This window comes from Methylobacterium sp. R2-1 (assembly GCF_014191355.1).
Lineage (GTDB): Bacteria > Pseudomonadota > Alphaproteobacteria > Rhizobiales > Beijerinckiaceae > Methylobacterium.
On the sequence record NZ_JACHWM010000014.1, the window covers coordinates 120,336 to 139,180 of the forward strand.

At 68.2% G+C, this 18,845-nt stretch carries 18 protein-coding genes; 12 read left to right on the forward strand and 6 right to left on the reverse strand.

Annotated elements, in window-relative coordinates:
• Positions 1–62: 62 nt before the first annotated feature.
• From FHU13_RS19625 to FHU13_RS19635, 3 genes are all read left to right on the forward strand, one after another.
• Complete coding sequence (locus FHU13_RS19625; RefSeq protein ID WP_183437536.1) at positions 63–1,478, forward strand: sensor histidine kinase; 1,416 nt, start codon at positions 63–65, stop codon at positions 1,476–1,478.
• A 112-nt stretch (positions 1,479–1,590) separates the two neighbouring features.
• Positions 1,591–4,173, forward strand: coding sequence for an ABC transporter permease (locus FHU13_RS19630; RefSeq protein WP_183437537.1), 2,583 nt, complete (start codon positions 1,591–1,593; stop codon positions 4,171–4,173).
• A 216-nt stretch (positions 4,174–4,389) separates the two neighbouring features.
• Positions 4,390–5,157, forward strand: a complete 768-nt coding sequence (locus FHU13_RS19635; protein ID WP_183437538.1) for a Bax inhibitor-1/YccA family protein — start codon at positions 4,390–4,392, stop codon at positions 5,155–5,157.
• A 130-nt stretch (positions 5,158–5,287) separates the two neighbouring features.
• Here FHU13_RS19635 and yidD read toward each other — a convergent pair whose 3' ends face one another.
• Together yidD and FHU13_RS19645 are read right to left on the reverse strand one after the other, a co-directional pair.
• Positions 5,288–5,608, reverse strand: coding sequence for a membrane protein insertion efficiency factor YidD (gene yidD, locus FHU13_RS19640; protein WP_183437539.1), 321 nt, complete (start codon positions 5,606–5,608; stop codon positions 5,288–5,290).
• Between the two features lie 8 nt (positions 5,609–5,616).
• Positions 5,617–6,078 carry an iron-sulfur cluster assembly scaffold protein gene (locus FHU13_RS19645; protein ID WP_183437540.1) on the reverse strand — a complete coding sequence of 154 codons (462 nt, stop codon included), beginning with the start codon at positions 6,076–6,078 and terminating at the stop codon, positions 5,617–5,619.
• A 224-nt stretch (positions 6,079–6,302) separates the two neighbouring features.
• Between FHU13_RS19645 and folE the strand changes: the two genes are divergently transcribed.
• From folE to FHU13_RS19660, 3 genes are read left to right on the forward strand one after another with little or no spacing between them, the layout of a single operon-like run.
• Entirely contained in the window at positions 6,303–7,112 is an 810-nt protein-coding gene (gene folE, locus FHU13_RS19650) for a GTP cyclohydrolase I FolE (RefSeq protein ID WP_183437541.1), read from the forward strand.
• Positions 7,113–7,131: 19 nt separating this feature from the next.
• Positions 7,132–7,554 carry a phosphoribosyl-AMP cyclohydrolase gene (gene hisI / locus FHU13_RS19655; RefSeq protein ID WP_183437542.1) on the forward strand — a complete coding sequence of 141 codons (423 nt, stop codon included), beginning with the start codon at positions 7,132–7,134 and terminating at the stop codon, positions 7,552–7,554.
• Positions 7,551–8,621 (forward strand): patatin-like phospholipase family protein, encoded by a 1,071-nt coding sequence (locus tag FHU13_RS19660; RefSeq protein WP_183437543.1) that lies wholly within the window; start codon positions 7,551–7,553, stop codon positions 8,619–8,621. Before hisI ends, FHU13_RS19660 begins: the two co-directional genes overlap by 4 nt.
• A 27-nt stretch (positions 8,622–8,648) precedes the next feature.
• On the opposite strand, the gene FHU13_RS19665 is transcribed toward FHU13_RS19660, so the two are convergent.
• Positions 8,649–9,080, reverse strand: a complete 432-nt coding sequence (locus FHU13_RS19665; protein ID WP_183437544.1) for a CBS domain-containing protein — start codon at positions 9,078–9,080, stop codon at positions 8,649–8,651.
• A 377-nt stretch (positions 9,081–9,457) separates the two neighbouring features.
• Complete coding sequence (locus FHU13_RS19670) at positions 9,458–10,174, reverse strand: carbonic anhydrase (RefSeq protein WP_312889620.1); 717 nt, start codon at positions 10,172–10,174, stop codon at positions 9,458–9,460.
• A 226-nt stretch (positions 10,175–10,400) separates the two neighbouring features.
• Between FHU13_RS19670 and FHU13_RS19675 the strand changes: the two genes are divergently transcribed.
• Positions 10,401–11,273 (forward strand): hypothetical protein, encoded by an 873-nt coding sequence (locus FHU13_RS19675; RefSeq protein WP_183437545.1) that lies wholly within the window; start codon positions 10,401–10,403, stop codon positions 11,271–11,273.
• Between the two features lie 121 nt (positions 11,274–11,394).
• On the opposite strand, the gene FHU13_RS19680 is transcribed toward FHU13_RS19675, so the two are convergent.
• On the reverse strand, positions 11,395–12,279 hold the full coding sequence (locus FHU13_RS19680; RefSeq protein ID WP_183437546.1) for a transporter: 885 nt from the start codon (positions 12,277–12,279) through the stop codon (positions 11,395–11,397).
• 230 nt (positions 12,280–12,509) lie between these two features.
• Positions 12,510–13,334 (reverse strand): rhomboid family intramembrane serine protease, encoded by an 825-nt coding sequence (locus FHU13_RS19685; protein ID WP_183437547.1) that lies wholly within the window; start codon positions 13,332–13,334, stop codon positions 12,510–12,512.
• 251 nt (positions 13,335–13,585) lie between these two features.
• Here FHU13_RS19685 and FHU13_RS19690 point away from each other — a divergent pair, with 251 nt between their 5' ends.
• The 5 genes from FHU13_RS19690 to FHU13_RS19710 all read left to right on the forward strand — a co-directional run bounded on the left by FHU13_RS19690 (position 13,586) and on the right by FHU13_RS19710 (position 18,725).
• On the forward strand, positions 13,586–14,206 hold the full coding sequence (locus tag FHU13_RS19690; RefSeq protein WP_183437548.1) for a PAS domain-containing protein: 621 nt from the start codon (positions 13,586–13,588) through the stop codon (positions 14,204–14,206).
• A gap of 358 nt (positions 14,207–14,564) precedes the next feature.
• Positions 14,565–15,188, forward strand: a complete 624-nt coding sequence (locus tag FHU13_RS19695) for a PilZ domain-containing protein (protein ID WP_183437549.1) — start codon at positions 14,565–14,567, stop codon at positions 15,186–15,188.
• Between the two features lie 709 nt (positions 15,189–15,897).
• Positions 15,898–16,563: a transglutaminase-like cysteine peptidase gene (locus FHU13_RS19700; RefSeq protein WP_183437550.1), complete on the forward strand. Its 666-nt coding sequence runs from the start codon at positions 15,898–15,900 to the stop codon at positions 16,561–16,563.
• A 215-nt stretch (positions 16,564–16,778) separates the two neighbouring features.
• The gene (locus tag FHU13_RS19705) at positions 16,779–17,480 is read left to right on the forward strand and encodes a transglutaminase-like cysteine peptidase (RefSeq protein WP_183437551.1); all 702 of its coding nucleotides are present in this window, start codon (positions 16,779–16,781) and stop codon (positions 17,478–17,480) included.
• 126 nt (positions 17,481–17,606) lie between these two features.
• Complete coding sequence (locus tag FHU13_RS19710) at positions 17,607–18,725, forward strand: nitrogen regulation protein NR(II) (RefSeq protein WP_183437552.1); 1,119 nt, start codon at positions 17,607–17,609, stop codon at positions 18,723–18,725.
• The last annotated feature ends 120 nt before the right edge of the window (positions 18,726–18,845 follow it).

Sequence of the window (18,845 nt, forward strand, 5' to 3'; positions counted from 1 at the left end):
AGGCGAGGGACGGATCGCGTTTCACGTCGCCCGAGCCCGTGTCGGCGTGTAGCTCTGGCCCGATGCACAAGCTGCTGATTCAGCTCGGCCTTCGGTTCGACGACCCGAACGAGGAACAGTCGTTCGTGCGGAGCTTCACGCTCCACGACCTCGGCCGCACGCAGGCCGCGATGGTGCTGGGCGCCTTCGTCTACTGCTCGTTCTCGGCCATGGACTGGATCCTCAGCCCGGATGCCTGGGCCGTGGCCACCGCGCTCCGGCTCGCCGTCGCCGTCCTGGTCCTGCTGCCGGCGACCCTCCTGCTCACCAGGCCTGGCGCCCGGCCTTTCGCGGAACAGATCTACCTCGTCTACTGTGTCGTGCCGGGCTGCGTGCTGAGCGTGATCTACGTCTTCCTGCGGCCGAGCTTCGACCACGGCGCCGCGGGCCTGATCGTGGTGATTCTCTTCGTCTCGACGCTGCTGCCCCTGCGGGTGTCCTCGTTCGCGGTCTTCGCCGTGCTGACCTGGACCTGCTTCGCCCTGTTCGAGACGTTCGCGACGCACGACAATCCCGGCCTCGCGCTCGTGAACAATGCCGAGATCGGCGCGGCCTATGCGCTCTCGCTCTACGGGGTCGGCGCCCGGGAGTTTCGCGCCCGGCGCCAGTTCCGGACGACGCACGAGTTGCAGGTCGAGAAGGAGCGCTCGGAGGCGACGCTGGCCGAACTGCGGGCCGCCCAGGCCCACTTGGTCCAGGCCGAGAAGCTCGCCGCGCTCGGCCAGCTCGTGGCGGGGGTGGCGCACGAGATCAACACGCCCATCGGCCTCGCGCTCACGACCTCGACGACGTTCGACCACGACCTCGCACAACTGCGCCGAACCGTCGCCTCGGGGCAGATCCGCCGATCCGACCTGACGCAGAGCGTCGATCGGTTGAGCGAGGGCGCGGCACTGGTCTTCGCCAACCTGACGCGCGCCGCCGATCTGGTGCACAACTTCAAACAGGTCGCGGTCGATCAGGCGACGGAGGATCGGCGCCGCTTCGAGGTCCGATCCTGGCTCGTCGAGCTGATGAGCACGCTCGATCCGGTCCTGCGGCGCAAGGGCCACGAGGTTCGGCTCGCCTGCCCCGACGGCATCGTCCTCGATTCCTATCCGGGGGCGCTGGCGCAGATCGTCAGCAATCTCGCGCTCAACGCCGTCGTCCACGCCTTTGCCGAGGGAGGCTCAGGCACGCTCTTCATCGACGTGACCCGGCTCGGCGACGCGCAGATCCGGATGGTGGTGCGGGACGACGGGCGCGGCATCCCGAGAGAAAATCTGCAGCGCATCTTCGATCCGTTCTTCACGACCGGCCGCGACAAGGGCAGCACCGGGCTCGGCCTGCACATCGTCTACAATCTCGTGGTGTCGACCCTGCGCGGACAGATCGCCATCGAGAGCGCGGAGGGCATCGGAACACAGGTGACGATCGATCTTCCCGTGGCCGTGCCGTGACCCTGCCCTGACCCGCATCATCCCGATGCGGCGGTGCGGGCAGTTGCGCGGACCGCACCAATGCCCAGATTGGCCCGGCCGGCCCGACCGGCAACGAAACGCTTGAGCCCCCATGCACGGCACGTTGTCCCAGCCGGATTCTCCGAAGCCGCCTCCCACGCCCCGGCTGCCGCTCACCCTGCGGCTGGCGCTCCGCGAGTTGCGCGGCGGGCTGTCCGGCTTCCGCGTGTTCATCGCCTGCATCGCGCTCGGCGTGGCCGCGATCAGCGGCGTGACCTCGATCGCCGCCTCGCTCTCGGGCGGGCTCGGACGCGAGGGGCGACGCATCCTCGGCGGCGACATCACCTACAGCCTGATCAACCGCGAGGCGGCGCCGGCCGAGCGCGCCGTGTTGGACGGGCAGGCGCCGGTCTCGGAGGTGGCGAGCCTGCGAGCCATGGCTGTGGCGGGCGACGGCGGCGCGGCCCTGGTCGAGTTGAAGGCGGTCGACTCGAGCTATCCGGCGGTCGGCACGGTCGAGACCGATCCGCAGGCGCCGGTGCAGACGCTCATCGCCCAGCGGGATGGCGTCTACGGCGCCGTGGCCGATCCCGCCCTGCTGACCCGACTCGGGCTTAAGGTCGGCGATCGGGTGACGCTCGGCGGTTTTCCGATCGAGATCCGCGCCGCCCTTGTCTCCGAGCCGGACCGGATCGGATCGGGGATCGGCTTCGGGCCGCGCCTGCTCGTCTCACTCGCGGCGCTGCGCGCCACCGGCCTGATCCAGCCGGGTAGCCTCAACCGCTTCACCTATCGCCTGCAACTGCCCGGCGCCGACGACGCACGCCTGACCGCCGTCAATGCGGCAGTGCAGAAGGCCCTGCCCGAAGCAGGCTTCGAGATGCGCTCGCGCGACAACGCGGACCCGCGCTTCGCCAAGGGCATCGAGCGGTTCACACAGTTCCTGACGCTTGTCGGACTCACCGCGCTCATCGTCGGCGGGGTCGGGGTGGCGAATGCCGTGCGCGCCTTCGTCGATGGCAAGCAGGCCTCCATCGCCACCCTCAAGAGCGTCGGCGCGCCGGGCTCGCAGGTGGTCGGGCTCTACCTGGTCCAGGTGATGCTGATCGCCGCCATCAGCACCGCGCTCGGCCTCGCCATCGGCGCGGCCCTGCCCTTTGGGCTCGACGTCGCGCTCCGCGACCAGCTTCCCCTTCCGCTCAATCCCGAGATCGCCCCGGCCCGCCTCGCGCTCGCAGGAGCCTACGGCCTGTTGACGGCGCTCGCCTTCGCGATCCTGCCGCTCGGGCGCGCCCACGACGTGTCCGTCGCCGGGCTGTTCCGCGATGCCGTCGATCCATCCGCACGCCGCCCGCGCTGGCGCTACCTCGCGGTGCTCGCCGCCGCCCTGCTCGCGCTCGCGGGCCTGGCCCTCTTCACCGCCTTCGACCGGAAGATCGCGCTGATCTTCATGGCGGCCGCCGCCCTCGCCTTCGGCGGTCTGCGCCTCGTTGCCGCGGGGCTGATGGTTCTGGCCGCGCGACTGCCGCGGCCGAAAGGCATGGTGCCGCGCATGGCCCTGGCCAACCTCCACCGCCCCGGCGCGCTGACCCCGGCGGTGGTGCTCTCGCTGGGCCTCGGCACGACGCTGCTGGTGACCCTGAGCGCCATCGACAGCAACATCACCCGCGCGCTCGAAAGCTCGCTGCCGGGCCGCGCTCCGAGCCTGTTCTTCCTCGACGTGCCCTCGCGCGACGCGGACGCCTTCTCCGCCTTCCTCGGCGCGCACGCGCCGGATGCAAAGATCGAGCGGGTGCCGATGATGCGCGGCCGGATCACCGCGCTGAACGGCGTACCGGCCGGGCAGATCAAGCCGCCGGAGGACGCCGCCTGGGTGCTCGACGGCGACCGGGGCATCACCTACGCCGAGGCTCCGCCCGATGGCTCGACCATCGTCGAGGGCACGTGGTGGAACGAGGAGGAGGCGCGCCAGCCCCTCGTCTCCTTCGATGTCGAGCTGGCACGGTCGCTGGGGCTGACGGTCGGCAGTACGGTCACGGTGAACGTGCTCGGCCGCTCGATCACCGCGCGGGTCGCCAACCTGCGCAAGATCGAGTGGCGCTCACTCGGCATCAACTTCGTGATGGTGTTCTCCCCCGGCACGTTCCGCGGGGCGCCGCACGCCGATCTCGCGACCCTGACTCTCCCCAACGGGCCGGACCCGAAGCTCGAGGCGGAGGTGGTGCGCGACGCCGCCAAGGCGTTCCCGTCGGTGACGAGTGTGCGGGTCAGGGACGCGCTGGAGGCGGTCAACGATCTCGTCCACAAGCTTGTCCTGGCGATCCGCGGTGCCAGCATCGTCGCCGTGCTCGCGAGCCTGCTGGTGCTCGCCGGAGCGCTCGCCGCCGGACACCGAGCCCGGCTCTACGACGCGGTGGTGCTCAAAGTGCTCGGCGCCACGCGGATGCGGCTGCTCTCGGCCTACGCCCTCGAATACGGCGCCCTCGGGCTCGCGACCGCGGCCTTCGGCATCCTGGCGGGCTCGATCGCGGGCTGGGTGATCGTCTCCCGCGTCATGCGTCTCGACTTCGCGCCCGATCCCCTCGGAGCGCTGGCGGTGGCCGTCTTCGCCGTCATCTTCGCGGTCGTCGCCGGCCTCGCCGGGACGTGGCGCATCCTCGGCCAGAAGCCGGCCCCCTACCTGCGCCAGTTCTGAGACCGCTCATTTACGTTCGAGCAGAAGGTTTAATCCGCACAGATCCATAAAAATCTTGCGTCTCTGTAAGGCTTGAAAACGCGGCCGTTCGGCCAAGCCCCACTTGTTTATGACTGTTGCAGCGAACATATTCCGGCACAAGGCGTGCTCGACGCGCCGGGGGTTGCGTGCGGACCTCGACAAACTCCACGCCGAGAGCTTCCAAGGGAAACTTTCATGGCATTCGACAACAGCCCGTTCCGCTACGGCGCCCAGCCGCAGGGGTACGCCGGCTCTCAGGTCGAAGTCGACCAGGGCCTGCGCAGCTTCATGCTGGGCGTCTACAACAACATGGTCGTCGGCCTCGGGATCTCGGGTCTCGTGGCGCTGGCCCTCAATATGGCCGCCGTCGCGCAGACCGGCGCCGGCCGCGTCGCCCTGACCCCGTTCGGGCAGTTCCTGTACACCAGCCCCTTCAAGTGGGTGCTGATGCTGGCGCCGCTCGCCTTCATCTTCGTGTTCTCGTTCCGGATGGACCGAATGTCGGCCGCCTCCGCGCGCACGATGTTCTGGGCTTTCGCGGCGGTGATGGGCGCCTCGATGTCCACCCTGCTGCTCGTGTTCACGGGCGCCAGCGTAGTGCGGGTGTTCTTCATCACGGCGGCGACCTTCGGTGGCCTGAGCCTCTACGGGTACACCACCAAGCGCAGCCTGTCGGGCATGGGCTCGTTCCTGATCATGGGCCTGATCGGCATCATCATCGCCTCGCTGGTGAACCTCTTCCTGGCGTCTTCCGCGCTTCAGTTCGCGATCTCGGTCCTCGGCGTTCTCATCTTCGCCGGCCTGACCGCCTACGACACGCAGAAGCTCAAGGAGATGTACCTCTACAGCGGCCTCGACGCCGAAGGTGCAGCCAAGATGTCCGTCAACGGCGCGCTGACGCTGTACCTCGACTTCATCAACATGTTCCAGTTCCTGATGCAGCTGCTGGGCGACCGCCGCTAAGCGACGACACAGGATCTGAAACGAGGAAGAGCCCCGGCCGAAAGGCCGGGGCTTTTTCGTGGACTGGTGGATGCGTGTGCCGACTACTCCCTTCCCGCAGAAGGGGGAGGGTTTGAGGCGGCACCACCCGCTACTTCCCCTCTTCCACCGCCTCGCAGACCAGCGGCGGCGGCGCTTCGACGCCGCGCCAGCGGCCGTAGGCCCACGGCCGGTACCACGCGGTGCCTCCTGGCAGATGTTCAGGAACGAGGTCGATGCCGTGGGTGCCGAACGGGCCGCAGCGGCAGATGCGGGCGAAGCTGATCCAGCCGCCGGCCCAGAGGCCGTGCCGCTGGATCGCCTCGTCGGTGTAGGTCGAGCAGGAGGGCCAGTGTCGGCACTGGCGCCCGACCAGCCCGGAAAGCGTGAGTTGATAGGCGCGGATCGCCCCGTGCGCCGCCCGGCGGATCATGACGAGGCTCAGGCCGCCTCGGGCGCGCCGGAGCCCTTCCGCGCGGCGATCTGATCGAGGGCGTCCACCACCGCGTCAAAAGTCAGAAGCGTCGAAGCGTGGCGGGCGCGGAAATCGCGCACCGGCTCGAGCACGGCGAGATCGGCCCATGGGCCGTCCGGCGCCGGACCGCTCTCCTTCAGCATCGCCCGCATCCGGGCGCGGACGGCGCGCAGTTCCTCGGCGGTTGCGCCGACCACGTGCCGCGCCATCAGCGAGGAAGAGGCTTGGCCCAGCGCGCAGGCCTTCACGTCGTGGGCGAAGTCGGCGACCGTGACACCGTCCTCATCGAGCTTCAGATCGACGGTGACGGTCGAGCCGCAGAGCTTGGAATGGGCGGTGGCGGTGGCGTCCGGCGCCTCCAGCCGGCCGAGGCGTGGAATGTCGGCGGCCAGTTCCAGGATGCGGCGGTTGTAGATGTCATCGATCATCGCTGACACGCCTTTCGCGGGCGTCCGTTGGGGTCGGGTTCAAGGATTCGTTGAGCCAGATACGCATGCCACGCATTGCGCGACGGCGCGATTGCGACGATATAGGCGCGACACTGCCATTCCGCGAGAATGGCACCGTCGACCCCGGTCACGCCCTGGCCCAGGATTCGGATCGTTCGAGGGCGTCGGCACTTAAAGGTTTAAGACGCCGGGACGGATCGACGATGTACGCCAAGCCCGACAGCACGACCATGAAGGCGCGTGTGGCGAAGGCCGGAGATGCCATGGATGCTGCCCTCAAATCCCTGTCCTACGGCATGAGCGACGATGAGCGACGCATGAGCGCCGTCGGCCTGCAAGGGATGCGCGGCGCCAACGATCCGGGCCTTCCGGATATCGCGCCAGACATCGCCCCCTTGCCTGAATCGGCCCAGCGGGTGCCGAACGAGGTGGCGCTCGGCCGTCCGAGCCGGCAGGAGGCGGAGGCCGCCGTGCGCACGCTGCTGCGTTGGGCCGGCGACGACCCGACCCGTGAGGGACTGATCGACACGCCCGCCCGTGTGGTGAAGGCTTACGAGCAGATCTTCGGCGGCTACCGCGCCGATGCCGACGCTCTGTTGGAGCGGGTGTTCGAGGAGGTCGAGGGCTACTCGGACGCCGTGCTGGTGCGCGACATCCCGTTCTACTCCCATTGCGAGCACCACATGGTGCCATTCATGGGACTGGCCCACATCGCCTACTACCCCACCAAGGGCGTGGTCGGTCTCTCCAAACTCGCTCGCGTGGTCGATGCTTTCGCCCGCCGCCTGCAGACGCAGGAGACGATGACGGCACAGATCGCCGACACGATCGAGAGCATCCTCCAGCCCCGCGGCTGCGCCGTGATGGTCGAGGCCGAGCACCTCTGCATGGCGATGCGTGGCGTGCAGAAGGCCGGCGTCTCCACCATCACCACGCAGTTCCGCGGCGTCTACAAGAACGATCCGTCCGAGCAGGTCCGCTTCCTGACCTTCGTGCGGAACCAGAAGGGCTGAGGCGGTCGGACAGCGTGCCATGACCGACCGGTTCGCTTCCCCCGGCTCCCGGGCCGAGGTCGAGGAGGGCGCGAGGCTGACACCGCGCTTCGGCCCCGACGGGCTCGTGGCCTGTATCGCCGTCGATGCCCATGACGGGCGCGTGCTGATGCTCGCCCACATGAACGCCGAGGCGCTCGCCCGCACCCTGGAGACCGGCGAGGCGTGGTACTGGTCGCGCTCGCGCGGCGAACTCTGGCACAAGGGCGCGACTTCCGGACAGATCCAGCGGATCGTGGAGATGCGGGTCGATTGCGATCAGGACGCACTCCTGATCCGGGTCGCCGTCGGCGGCGATGGCGGCTGCTGCCATACCGGCCGGCGCTCCTGCTTCTACCGCACGGTCGAGCGCGACCCCGCGACCGGTGCGGTCACCCTCGTCCCCGCCGATCCGGACCGATGATGTTCGAGGCGTCCCGTTCCCTCCCGCCCGACTTTCCGGAAGGGGCGGTGGAACCGGTGGTGCCCCGCTTCCGCTCTCCCCGCATCGGCCTCGCGCTCGGCGGCGGCTCGGCCCGCGGCTGGTCGCATATCGGCGTGATCGAGGGACTGGAGGAAGCCGGGATCTTCCCTGAAGTCGTGGCCGGCTGCTCCATCGGCGCCGTGGTGGGCGGGGCCTACGCCGCCGGCCGCATCGGCGCCCTCAAGGACTTCGCGCTCTCGCTCACCCGGCGTCGGGTGGTCGGCATGCTCGATCCGCGCCTCACCGGCTCCGGCCTGATCGCCGGCGAGCGCCTGCGCCGCCGCCTCTCGCGCGAGTTGGAAGGCTTCCGCATCGAGGAGTTGCGCCTCGCCTTTGCCAGCGTGGCGACCGAACTCGGCACCGGCCACGAGGTCTGGCTGTCCCGTGGGCCTCTGGTCGAGGCGGTACGGGCCTCTTACGCCATACCCGGCATCTTTCCGCCGGTTGCTCTCGAAGGGCGCCTTCTGATGGATGGGACGCTGGTGAACCCGGTGCCCGTGCGCCTTGCTCGCGAACTCGGCGCCGATCTCGTGATCTGCGTGAACCTCGCCTGCGAGACCCGCGCGCCCGCGATGGTGATCCGGCCCGAACGGGACGACGCGTTGCTCGACGAAGCCGACGAGCCGGTCGAGCGGGCGATCGAGCAGACGCTGGAGGCCAGCGTGCGCCGCCGGGGCCGCTGGGGCCTGTTGAGCGGAGCGAGCCGGCGCTTGATGGGTCGCCGCCTGATGGGACGCCGCGGTCCTGCGCCGACCCCATCCGTCGGTCGGCCGAGCCCGGGCGTGGCCCGCGTCATGCTCGACGCCTTCAACATCACCCAGGATCGGATCTCGCGGGCACGGCTCGCGAGCGATCCGCCCGATGTCGCGATCCGGCCGCTTCTCGCCGAGTTCGGGCAGTTCGAGTTCCATCGGGCGGCCGATGGAATTGCCCTCGGTCGTCAGGCAGTGCGGGCAGCGCTGCCGGAGATCCGGCGCATGATCGAGGGTGCGACGGCGCGCAGTTGAGCCGCCGCGAAAGGTTCGAACCTCGGCTCAGGCCATCGTAATGTAATCGCGCATCGCCTGATGCTCGGCCTCGACGGCGGCGATGCGGCGCGCGACGACGTCACCGATCGACACGACGCCGACAAGGCGCCCCTCCTCGACCACCGGAAGGTGGCGGAAGCGCCCGTTGGTCATCGTCTCCATCACGTCCTCGATGGTCGCCCGCCGGGTGCAGGTGACGACCTTCTCGGTCATGTAATGCGAAACCGGACGGTCGAGAGCGGCCGCGCCCTCGGTCGCCAGCGCCCGCATCACGTCGCGCTCGGACAGGACGCCGATCACGCGGCCCTCGGCATCACCCACCACGAGGGCGCCGATCCGCTTCTCGGCGAGAACATGGATGGCCTCGTCGATGGTGCGGTGCGGTGCAACCGTGACCACCGTGCCGCCTTTCTCTGCAAGGATTCGCGCAACGGTCATTTTATATTTCCCCTCCCTGGGAAGTGCACCGTCAGCCCGCGGCGCCGAAAAGCCTCTCGGCCGGGTTGGCCCCGGCTCTGTAACACGATTGTGTGGCGTCCTGGCCGCGCTGGCAAGCGCGTGAATCACAACCACCAACAGGCAGCCTGCACAAAAATGCATTCAGCCCGCCCAGGGAAACCGCTGGCGGCGCGTTCCGTTCGGAGTCGAAGCGGGACTTTTCCGGAACGATCGATTGCTGTGGGTCCCGTGCGAATCGGCCGGGCTGGCGCTCACTTGGCACAGGCTCTCGCCAGGGAGGCCACGGAACGCCGAAGTGGCCGCCCGGAGGCAATATCGCTTCGCAGGATCAGGCGATCATCTGCCCGTGCAAATCTTCAGATGAGTTCAACCTCGCCATTGGCAATTTTGTAGAAGCCGCCGACAACCTTTACCTGTCCACGGGCAACATAGTCTGAGATGATCGGCCCTGCCTGCTCCAGACGTCGCACGTTGTACCGGACGTTTTGGGCGATGGCCTCGGCGAGCGGATCGGAGGCCTGCGCCTTTTCGGCCAGATCGATCGCCGGCCGGATCGCATCGATCAGAATCGGGAGATGCCCCGGGAGCGCGATGTTCTTCTTCAGGACATCGATCGTCGCTTTGACCGCGCCGCAATTCGAATGACCGAGCACGATGATCAGTCGGGCGCCCAGCACCTTCACGCCGTATTCGAGGCTGGCGAGGCTGTCGGTGTTGACGAAATTCCCCGCGACTCGAACGATGAAGAGATCGCCGGGGGCCTGGTCGAAGACGAGTTCCGGAGCGACGCGCGCATCGGCACAGCCGACCACACAGGCAATCGGGTATTGCGCAGCGGCCCGAGCGGCTCGGCCGGCGGAGAAATCCCGGTTCGCCGGTGTGTTGGCAGCGTAGCGCCTGTTCCCTTCGATCAACCGGGAAATGGCCTCGTCCGGGGAAATGGCATTCGGGAGCGGCGTATCGACGGCGGCTTCGGCCGCTGCGGCGAGGGCAGGCGCAGAGGCGAACGGGCTGACCGCGGCAGCGGCCAGCAGGCTGCGACGCGAGAACTGAGATGCATGCTGATCACACACGGCTGCCGCTCCCGAAAAGTCTCGTCCATCTCGGGTTCGGCACCGGTACCTGGCCGTCATCACGCGCCGGTTGTCTCGTATGAGTCGGCGCCGACCCGAGCGGCTTGACTCGTACCCTTCGAGGTTGCAACCGCCGAGTCCAAACTTTGCAGGTAGCTCCGGATGCGCGCCGACGCTCGGTGCGGGCCATCCACATCATCCGATCCGAGTCGCAATGGACGCACGGATGTTGGACGACGATTTCTTCGCGCGGATCGCAGCGCTGCGGCGAAGATCCGGTTTCCGTCCGGCACTCGCCTTGTATTGCCGCACCATGACCGAGCCGGCTCAGATCGTGTGGCCGACCCACAAGATGCTCAACCAGTTCGGTCGCTATGTCGTCTCGTTCATGCTGATCCACAACGATTATGCCTGGCGTCATCATCGGGGACCGCGCCCGACGCTGACCGCTCTCCAGGCCATGGTCGTATCCAGCGGCCGGCAGACGGCCGCTTTCGTGTCGACGCTGAAGGCCGCGCGCTTCATCACCGTCGAAGCGGATCGGGAGGACGCCCGCATCAAGCTGCTGAAGGCGGCTCCCGCATTGGTCACCGAGATCGGCCGATCCGGGCGCTTGTTCGTGGCGGCCATGGATATGATCGATAGCAGGCAGCCGGGGGTTGCCGAGCGCCTGGACTGCACGGACCACTTGGGAGAACTCATCCGCCGCTCGGCCGCGCATGTCCTGCGACACGGCATGCTCATCGAGCCCTTCCCGCGCGTGCTGCGCTTTGCGATGCGCGATTGCGGCTATCCTCTGCTGACGGCCGTGATCGGCGCCCATTACGCCGCCACGATCCCCGGTGCTCCCGCCGCGCCGCCGCTCAGCCTGCGCATGATGGCGGAGCGCTTGCGGGTGTCGCGCGCCCATATCGGCAATCTCGTCAAGGAAGCCGAGGAGGCGGGATGGTTTCAGATCACCAATGGCCGCCTGACGATGTTCGACCCGTCGCTTCAGGAGGAGTTCGAACACTGGGCCGCCGGTCAGACGATCTTTTACGACGACCTCGCCGTGGCGGTCTGCGAGGCCGCGTCGGATCGCGATCGCCGCGTGGTGTGAGGAACGGGCTCGGCGATGATAAGGCTCCTTCGCGAATGGGCCAGCCGACGGCCCGGTGCGCCGTCCCGGAGACCGAATCCGGAACGGCGCGGGCATTGAGATTCGGACGGATCGGTCCCGCTCAGCGGCCCTCGGCCTGGCGGCGGGTGATCAAGGTGCGGTTCGGTTGAGCCTCGCCCTTATCTTGGAGGAACGGGACGACGACTCGCAGCCAACCGCGGGTTTCCTTGCCGCCGTAATTGCGCTCGGCAACGTCACGGGTGACGTAGGCCTGCACGTTCATGAAGCCGAAGTTGTAGCCGACGAGGCCGCCCACCGCGATCTGGCCCTGCTGCCGGTAGCCGACGACGTTGGTCTTGAGGTCGGTCGAGCCAAACGCCACCGGGCCGACCTGCCACTTGCCGAACTTCTTCGTGAGGGTGACGTCGAGGTTGAGGTAATCGGGATAGAGCACCCCGTTCGGCGAGCGCGTCTCCAGCATATGGCCGTAGAGCAGGTTGGCGGTGATCGCCCAATCGTTGGCGGCATAGGTGATCGCGAAGCGGTGGCTCAGCGAGGCCGACTGGGTCAGGAAACGGGTCTCCCAGGGGAGATAACCGCCGAGAAGGTAGCTGACGCCGACGCCGTCGCCGAGATCCCAGGCGAGCTGGCCCGCGAGCAGGGGCTGACCCCAGCCGCTGTTATAGGGCGCGCCGCGCACGCTGGAGGCGGCGATCGGCGCCACGAAGACGAACTGCACCTGTCCGCCGAGAACGGAGAAGGGCGTCGCCCAGAGCAGGGTTGGCAGGTTGACGTTGCTCTCTGAGTCGAGTGGCGCGGTCTCGCGCACGCCGAAGCTCGACAGGTTCACGGCGTAGAAGCCCTTGGGGAACGGCGCACCGAAGGGCACACCCACCGTCTGGCCGGGCTGGGCGGCGGACGCGGCATAGGCGGCGGTGCCGCCGAGGCCGCAGACGCCGGATAGGGCGAGCCCGAGACGGGCGATGACGGCTGCACGATGTTTCACCGGGATCCACTCTCCATCAGGAACGGAGCGATTACGTGCGGCTTTGATCTTCGCCCGCTCTCGTTCTTCTTACCGACGGCCGAGTGGCTCCATTTATTGCCGCCGCAATTTCAGAAAACCTCGACGTGGCATCGAAGTCACAACGCCTCCTGATCGAGCCTCCCAGCAAATGACAACGATCTGACCTTTCGAGCCACCTGTCTCTGCCACCCGAGCGGCGGAGCGAGTGGCTAACCTCGCCCTTTGGCGCTGCCTCGCTCCATCAGCGGCAGGAGGAAGAAGCCCGCGGCGAACCCGCCAAGATGGGCGTCCCAGGCGATCGGCCCTTCACTGCCCCCGAGCGGCAAGGCCAGGACACCGAACAGCAGGTTGGTGACGAACCAGACCGCGAGGAACAGCACCGCCGGGCGATTGCGCAGCAGTTCGGGGATGGTCTGGAGCCGCGGCCGCGGCGGGATCTGCCAGGGCGCTCCGGCCACGAAATGCGGCGGAGGCTGGAAGACGAAGCGGGCCGCTGCCGCCATCAGGGCCGAGATTCCGGCCGAGGCGCCGACGAGCGGCATCAGGCTGTAGGGATCGACCAGGAGATGAACGGCGGCACCCGCCACGATCCCGGCGAGCGCCAGTAGCCCGTAGCGCAGGACGCCGTAGCGGCGCGCGACCGGAGTGCCGAAGACGGCGAGCCACACCGCGTTGAAGATGAGGTGCACCCAGGAGCCATGCAGCAGGGCATAGGTCGCTCCGGTCCAGGGCAGCGCCGAGGGATCGGCAACGAGGTAGCGGGCGAATTCCTGGCGTGCCGAGGCCATCTCGGGCCCACCTGCCCCCTCCCCTGCGGCCCGGATGATCTCGGCCGCCGATGACGGATCGAATGCGGCCGTCCAACGGGCCGGGATGAAGGCGAGATTGAGCAGCACCGAGAGGTCGACCTCGTCCGGCAGAACGCTGCGGAGGACGTGGATCCCGGCCAGCACCGCAATCGAGACGGTGACGATTCCCGGCAGGTTGAAGACGGGCACGCGGCCCTGGCGTGGCAGGTCGGGGGAGGCATCCATGCTGCACCATGTCGGGGAGAAGTGCAGCGCCGCAAGGTCCAATCGGCGCGGGACCGGCGCAAGATCCCTCAATTGCGAGCGAATCCGTCCATCGACCGTTAAGGTTAAGGATGAGTTGCGCGAGCGTGACCGAACGGGACGGCATAGGGTGTGCGGAGGATGACCACGAACGGCGCGAAGGGACGCTTTTCGTGCCGTACCGATCAAAAACAGAGCCCATCCGGACCCGGGCCGTACCGATGCGGAACATCATGAAGCATCCGACCAGCCGTCAGCTTCACGCCTATTGGGACCGGCTGCGCGGAGAGCGGGCCGCGCCGGAGCGCGGCGAGATCGAGCCCGGCGAGATCCGCAACCTGCTTGCCGACAGCTTCATTCTGGAGACCGATCCGGCGCGGCGGACGAGCGCGGTGCGCCTCGCCGGCACCCGCCTGTGCGCCCTGTTCGGGCGCGAATTGCGGGGCAGCGCCTTCGTCGACCTGTGGGGCGAGCGGCCCCAGCCCTTCGCCGATCCCTGGCAGCTCATCGAAACGGTCGCCTGCGATACCGTCGGCGTGGTGGCGGGACTGACCGGCGTGACGGTTCGTGACGAGACCCTCGATCTCGAATTGCTGCTCCTGCCCCTGCGCCACCGGGGCAAGACCCAGGCGCGCATTCTCGGCGCCTTGAGTCCGCATTGCATCCCGTCATGGCTCGGCAGCCGCCCGATTCTGCGAGCCGAAACCGTGTCCCTGCGGGTGCTCGAGGCGGTCGGGCACGAGCCGGCGGCGAGGCGAACCTTCATCGACACCTTGCCCGAGCCTGCCAACGATGCCCGTCCGGTCCGGTTCGGTCATTTGCTGGTCCACGAAGGCGGACGCGGCAACGCGTGACCTTCCGCGGCCGGAGCCGCAGTATCGGGTCGCGCCATGACGGCTTGAAAGGTTTCCTGCACAAGACGAAGCGGGATCGGACAAGGAAAACAAAGGGTTCGATGCCCTCCCGTTCGATGTTCAGGACGCTCTGACCCGTCATGGACGCGATCCGGCCGTGCGCACTGAGAGCCCGATAGCTTCCGGTTCTCGGTTCTGTTGGACCGGATCGTTTCGCGCGAAGCGGGCCATCTTCGTCGCCCGCCATCCCATTCCGTCTTCGTGACCGTCGGCGGATCATCTTCCGCGTGCAAGCAAGCCTTTTGTAACCGTGGCGCGGTTAGTGATTCGGTTGGGACATCGAGACCGCCGAGCTGACATGACCGAGCTTTCCCGATCCGGGACGGCCCCCGCTCTGCCGGATTACGCCGCCGAACAGCGTCGGCACCAGCGGGTGCGCGCGACTCTGCTCGGCCGCTACATGCTGGCCGACCGGCGGGAATATCCTTGCCAGACCGTGGACATGTCCCCGGGCGGCGTCCGCCTGACCTGCGCCGTGATCGGTGCGCTCGGCGAGCGCGTGGTGCTGTATCTCGAACAGATCGGCCGATTGGAAGGCGTGATCGTGCGCCACCCGCCGCGGGGTTTCGCGATGCGGATCAACGCGACGCCGCGCAAGCGGGACAAGATCGCATCCCAGTTGATGTGGCTCGCCAACCGGGAGAGCCTCGGCCTGCCGGAGGGCCGGACCAACGAGCGTCTCGTTCCGAACCAGCCCGGCGTGACCCTGCGCCTGGAGAGCGGCCGGTTCATCGCCGCCCGGATCATCGATATCTCGATGTCCGGCGTGGCGCTCGCGACGTCCTCGTCCCCGCCGATCGGCACGCACATCATGGTCGGCTCCACGCCCGGGCGTGTGGTGCGCTATTTCGAAGGCGGCATCGGCGCCCAGTTCATGCTGCCGATCTCTCCCGACCGCTTCCACGAGGGCATCACGCTCTGAGGTTCCGACGCGGCCGGCGCCGCGTTGCAGGGTCCGTGGGACGCGGCAAGAGGCAGGACTTGAGACAGGACTTGGCAGAAACCCGCTCGGTGTCTCTCACGAAACTTGCGCCGCGCCTTCGTCGCCAGAGCGAGACCGATCCGTACGCGGGAGCTTTGTGAGGCGCTCTTAGCCAGCCTATCCGAGACGAGTCGTGCGAGCGCGCAGAAATGGCGCGGCCGGCGCGATGAGCCCACATGCAGGCCGCGCCTCGCCATCCTCAGTCGAATCGTCTCCGTCTTACCGAGCTGGTCCCCTACCGCGCGGCGGCTCCGCGTGGTCCGAGGAGCGACTCGGGGTGTCGAAGCCGAGGGCCCGCAACAGGCCGCCCCGCAGGATCGCCGGAGATATCCCGACGATGACGGGCCGATCCTGCTCGACCGGATCGACACCATCGTCCGGCTTTCTCAGAACACGCCCTGTCCGCGGCGGACGCGGCGGAATTGTGTAGCCGCGACCGATCCGTGCCCTTCGTCGCCCGTCCGGCGTCCCTCACGGTTTCCCAGTCCCTAACACGATCTCCCGCATTTGCCGCAGATCCGTGAGCCGCAATTCGCCCTTGCGCACGGGCAGATCGTTGCCATGGCGAATCGATAAAATTGCGCGGATCGGCTTCAGCGCGGCGGAGGGGGTGCGGCGACATCCTGGCCTCGTTGAAGGAAACGCCGCGATGCGCACCAACGGGACGGGTCATCTCAAGACGGGGCTCCAAATGGGGCTTCTGGCGATGCTGACCCTCTGCGTCAGCCTCCTCGGCGAGGGCGCCCAAGCTCAGACGGCTCCTCAGACGATGGCCGCGCTGCCCACGGCGAATGCGGGCCTCACCACCGGAGCCGAAGCCCGGCCGATCCTGGCCTGGACCGAGTTCTGCCAATCCTATCCGGCGGAATGCGCCTTCGACCGGGCCGAGCCCGCCCGGATCGCGCTGACTCCCGCCATCTGGTCGAGCATCGTCTCAATCAACCGCCGGGTGAATCGGACGATCGACCCCGTCACCGATCAGGAGCATTGGGGCCGGCCCGACCGCTGGGACCTCGCCGAGGACGGCCGGGGCGACTGCGAGGACTTCCAGCTCCTCAAGCGCCGGATGCTGGCCGCGGCGGGCCTGCCGCGCCGGGCGATGCGGATGACCGTCGTGATCGACGAGAAGGGCGAGGGACATGCCGTCCTCACCCTCATCACCGACCGTGGCGACTACATCCTCGACAACAAGACCAGCGCGGTGCTGCCCTGGGCCCAGACCGGCTACGTCTTCATCAAGCGCGAGGGCCAGGACGCGCTGGCATGGGTTTCGCTCGGCGGGGCCAGCTCGCCCGTCACCACGGCGAACCGCTGAGCGCGACCCGCTTCGTGGATCGATCCGGCACGGCCGGCAGGGACTCGGGCAGTACAGGCGACCGGTGTGGCCGGATTGCCAGCCCGAGCGAGGTTGTCTCAACCCGGCACGGGGAAGCAGCGATCCGCCTTCATCCTTCCTTCACTTTCGTATTGAGCCGGGCGCCGGGCCGTGCAAGCTTCGCCGGGAAACAAGGGGCTGCAGGACGGTCGGCCATGCGGTACGCGGTGCTTAGGGGCGTCGGCACTGGATCGGCGTTCCTCCGCGGGGACGTAAGACGGCGCCTCGGCCGAGTGGCCCATCTGTCCCTCGTCGGCGCCACCCTGCTGCTCGGTGGTGCCGCGGCGCCGGTCCAGCCGAGCCAAGCGCGCACCGCCGGCCTACCCGAGGCGGGCACCGCAGCCGATCCGGGCGCCCCCGCCCGGCCCGTCGCCGCCTGGAACGATTTCTGCGCCCGCTACCCGTCCGAATGCACGGTCGATCCCGGTGAGCCGGCGCTCGTCACCCTGACGCCCGCGACGTGGCACACGCTCACGACCGTGAACCGTCGGGTCAACGCCCGCATCAAGCCGATCACCGACATGGCCCACTGGGGTGTCGTCGATCGCTGGGATTTCCCCGACGACGGCTTCGGCGACTGCGAGGATATCCAACTCCTCAAGCGCCGGATGCTCGTGGAGCGTCGCCTGCCCCGCCGGGCGCTGCGCATGACCGTCGTGATCGACGAAATCGGTGAAGGCCACGCGGTGCTGATGGTGCGCACCGACCGGGGCGACCTGATCCTCGACAACAAGACCAATGCGGTGCTGCCCTGGCAGCGCACCGGCTATAGCTTCGTCAAGCGCGAGGGGCAGGACGGCAGGGCTTGGGTGAGTCTCAATAGCGACACTTCGCCCGTCACCACTGCCAACCGCTGATCCGGATCGTCGTTCGGGCGTTGAAGGGCATGCTTCTGCCGCGCTCCGAAATCCTCACCCATGCTCGCCGCCTCGATGGGCGTTCTCGCGTTCGGTCGGCGCCTCCTTCCATGACGGCGGCGCCCCATGTCCCGCACTGACGCCGTGCGCGCTCGACCGCCGAACGGGGGACCCGAGACCGACCTTCTCGTCCTGCTCCCGCTCCCCACGCTCATCCTGGATGAAGCCGAGGCCGGGCCGACGATCGCCAGTGCCAACCCTGCCCTGCTGGCGCTGACCGGCCGCGGCGAGGCCGAGCTTGTCGGACAACCGATCGAGGCGCTCGCCTGTCGTCATGGCGATCATGCGGGCTGGGCTCCCTTGCGCGAGGCACTGGCCCGCGGCGAGACCGGACGCTTCGAGTTGCTGTTGGCCCGCGGCGACGGCGCCTCGTTCTGGGGCGAGATCCACCTCGCAGCCCTGCCCGGCGCCGACGAGGCTCCGCGCTTCCTCAGCCAGATCGTCGACGTGACGCGGCGGAGGGATGCGGAGGACGCCCTCGCGCTGTCGCGGCAGCGGGAGGCGCTCGGGCTCCTCACGAACAGCGTCGCGCACGAGTTCAACAACTTCCTGCAGATCCTGATCGGCTACATCGACGGGCTGAAGCGGCGTCTCGGCGACCGGCCCGAGCCCTTCATCCAGCGGGCGATCACGCGCTCCACCGAAGCCTCCGAGCGGGCCGCCGTGCTGACCCGGCAGCTCCTTGCCCATTCCCGGCGGATCGCGCCCGACCTGCGATCGGTCGATCTCGGCGCGGCAGTGCAGGCCGGCCTCGACCGGCTGCGCCCGAGCCTGCCGTCGGGAATCGATCTCGACCTGTCGATCCCCGACGGTCTGCCGCCGGCCCTGTGCAACCCGATCCAGCTCGAATTGGCGCTCGGCCACATCCTCACCAATGCCTGTGAGGCCATGGCTGGGCGGGGGCGTATCCGCGTAGCGCTGTTCGCGGTCGAGCCCGGCGACCGATCGCTGCAGCGTCCGGAGGCGGGAGCCGTCGGTTTGACAGTCTCGGATAACGGGCACGGGCTCTCGCCCGAGATGCTGTCGCGGGCGCTCGCCCCCTTTGCCACGACGCGCGAATCCGGCCGGGGTGCGGGGCTTGCCATCGTCCACGGCTTGATGAAGCGCCAGAACGGCACGATCTCAATCGAGAGCCGGCCCGGCGAGGGCGCAACCGTGCGGCTCGTCTTCCCCGCCGCGCGCTGATCTCGTTCGGGTGCTCCGCGCCGCGGGCCAACCCCATCGGACGGAAAATTTCGCCGCACGGCCGAAAAAGTCGAGCTTGGACGGGACTAAAAACGCGCACCGGACGTCACCATCTAAAGA

Coding starts and splice junctions, on each gene's coding strand:
- FHU13_RS19625 (WP_183437536.1), top strand. CDS start 63: ATGCACAAGCTGCTGATTCAGCTCGGCCTTCGGTTCGACGACCCGAAC.
- FHU13_RS19630 (WP_183437537.1), top strand. CDS start 1,591: ATGCACGGCACGTTGTCCCAGCCGGATTCTCCGAAGCCGCCTCCCACG.
- FHU13_RS19635 (WP_183437538.1), top strand. CDS start 4,390: ATGGCATTCGACAACAGCCCGTTCCGCTACGGCGCCCAGCCGCAGGGG.
- yidD (WP_183437539.1), bottom strand. CDS start 5,608: ATGATCCGCCGGGCGGCGCACGGGGCGATCCGCGCCTATCAACTCACG.
- FHU13_RS19645 (WP_183437540.1), bottom strand. CDS start 6,078: ATGATCGATGACATCTACAACCGCCGCATCCTGGAACTGGCCGCCGAC.
- folE (WP_183437541.1), top strand. CDS start 6,303: ATGTACGCCAAGCCCGACAGCACGACCATGAAGGCGCGTGTGGCGAAG.
- hisI (WP_183437542.1), top strand. CDS start 7,132: ATGACCGACCGGTTCGCTTCCCCCGGCTCCCGGGCCGAGGTCGAGGAG.
- FHU13_RS19660 (WP_183437543.1), top strand. CDS start 7,551: ATGATGTTCGAGGCGTCCCGTTCCCTCCCGCCCGACTTTCCGGAAGGG.
- FHU13_RS19665 (WP_183437544.1), bottom strand. CDS start 9,080: ATGACCGTTGCGCGAATCCTTGCAGAGAAAGGCGGCACGGTGGTCACG.
- FHU13_RS19675 (WP_183437545.1), top strand. CDS start 10,401: ATGTTGGACGACGATTTCTTCGCGCGGATCGCAGCGCTGCGGCGAAGA.
- FHU13_RS19685 (WP_183437547.1), bottom strand. CDS start 13,334: ATGGATGCCTCCCCCGACCTGCCACGCCAGGGCCGCGTGCCCGTCTTC.
- FHU13_RS19690 (WP_183437548.1), top strand. CDS start 13,586: ATGAAGCATCCGACCAGCCGTCAGCTTCACGCCTATTGGGACCGGCTG.
- FHU13_RS19695 (WP_183437549.1), top strand. CDS start 14,565: ATGACCGAGCTTTCCCGATCCGGGACGGCCCCCGCTCTGCCGGATTAC.
- FHU13_RS19700 (WP_183437550.1), top strand. CDS start 15,898: ATGCGCACCAACGGGACGGGTCATCTCAAGACGGGGCTCCAAATGGGG.
- FHU13_RS19705 (WP_183437551.1), top strand. CDS start 16,779: ATGCGGTACGCGGTGCTTAGGGGCGTCGGCACTGGATCGGCGTTCCTC.
- FHU13_RS19710 (WP_183437552.1), top strand. CDS start 17,607: ATGTCCCGCACTGACGCCGTGCGCGCTCGACCGCCGAACGGGGGACCC.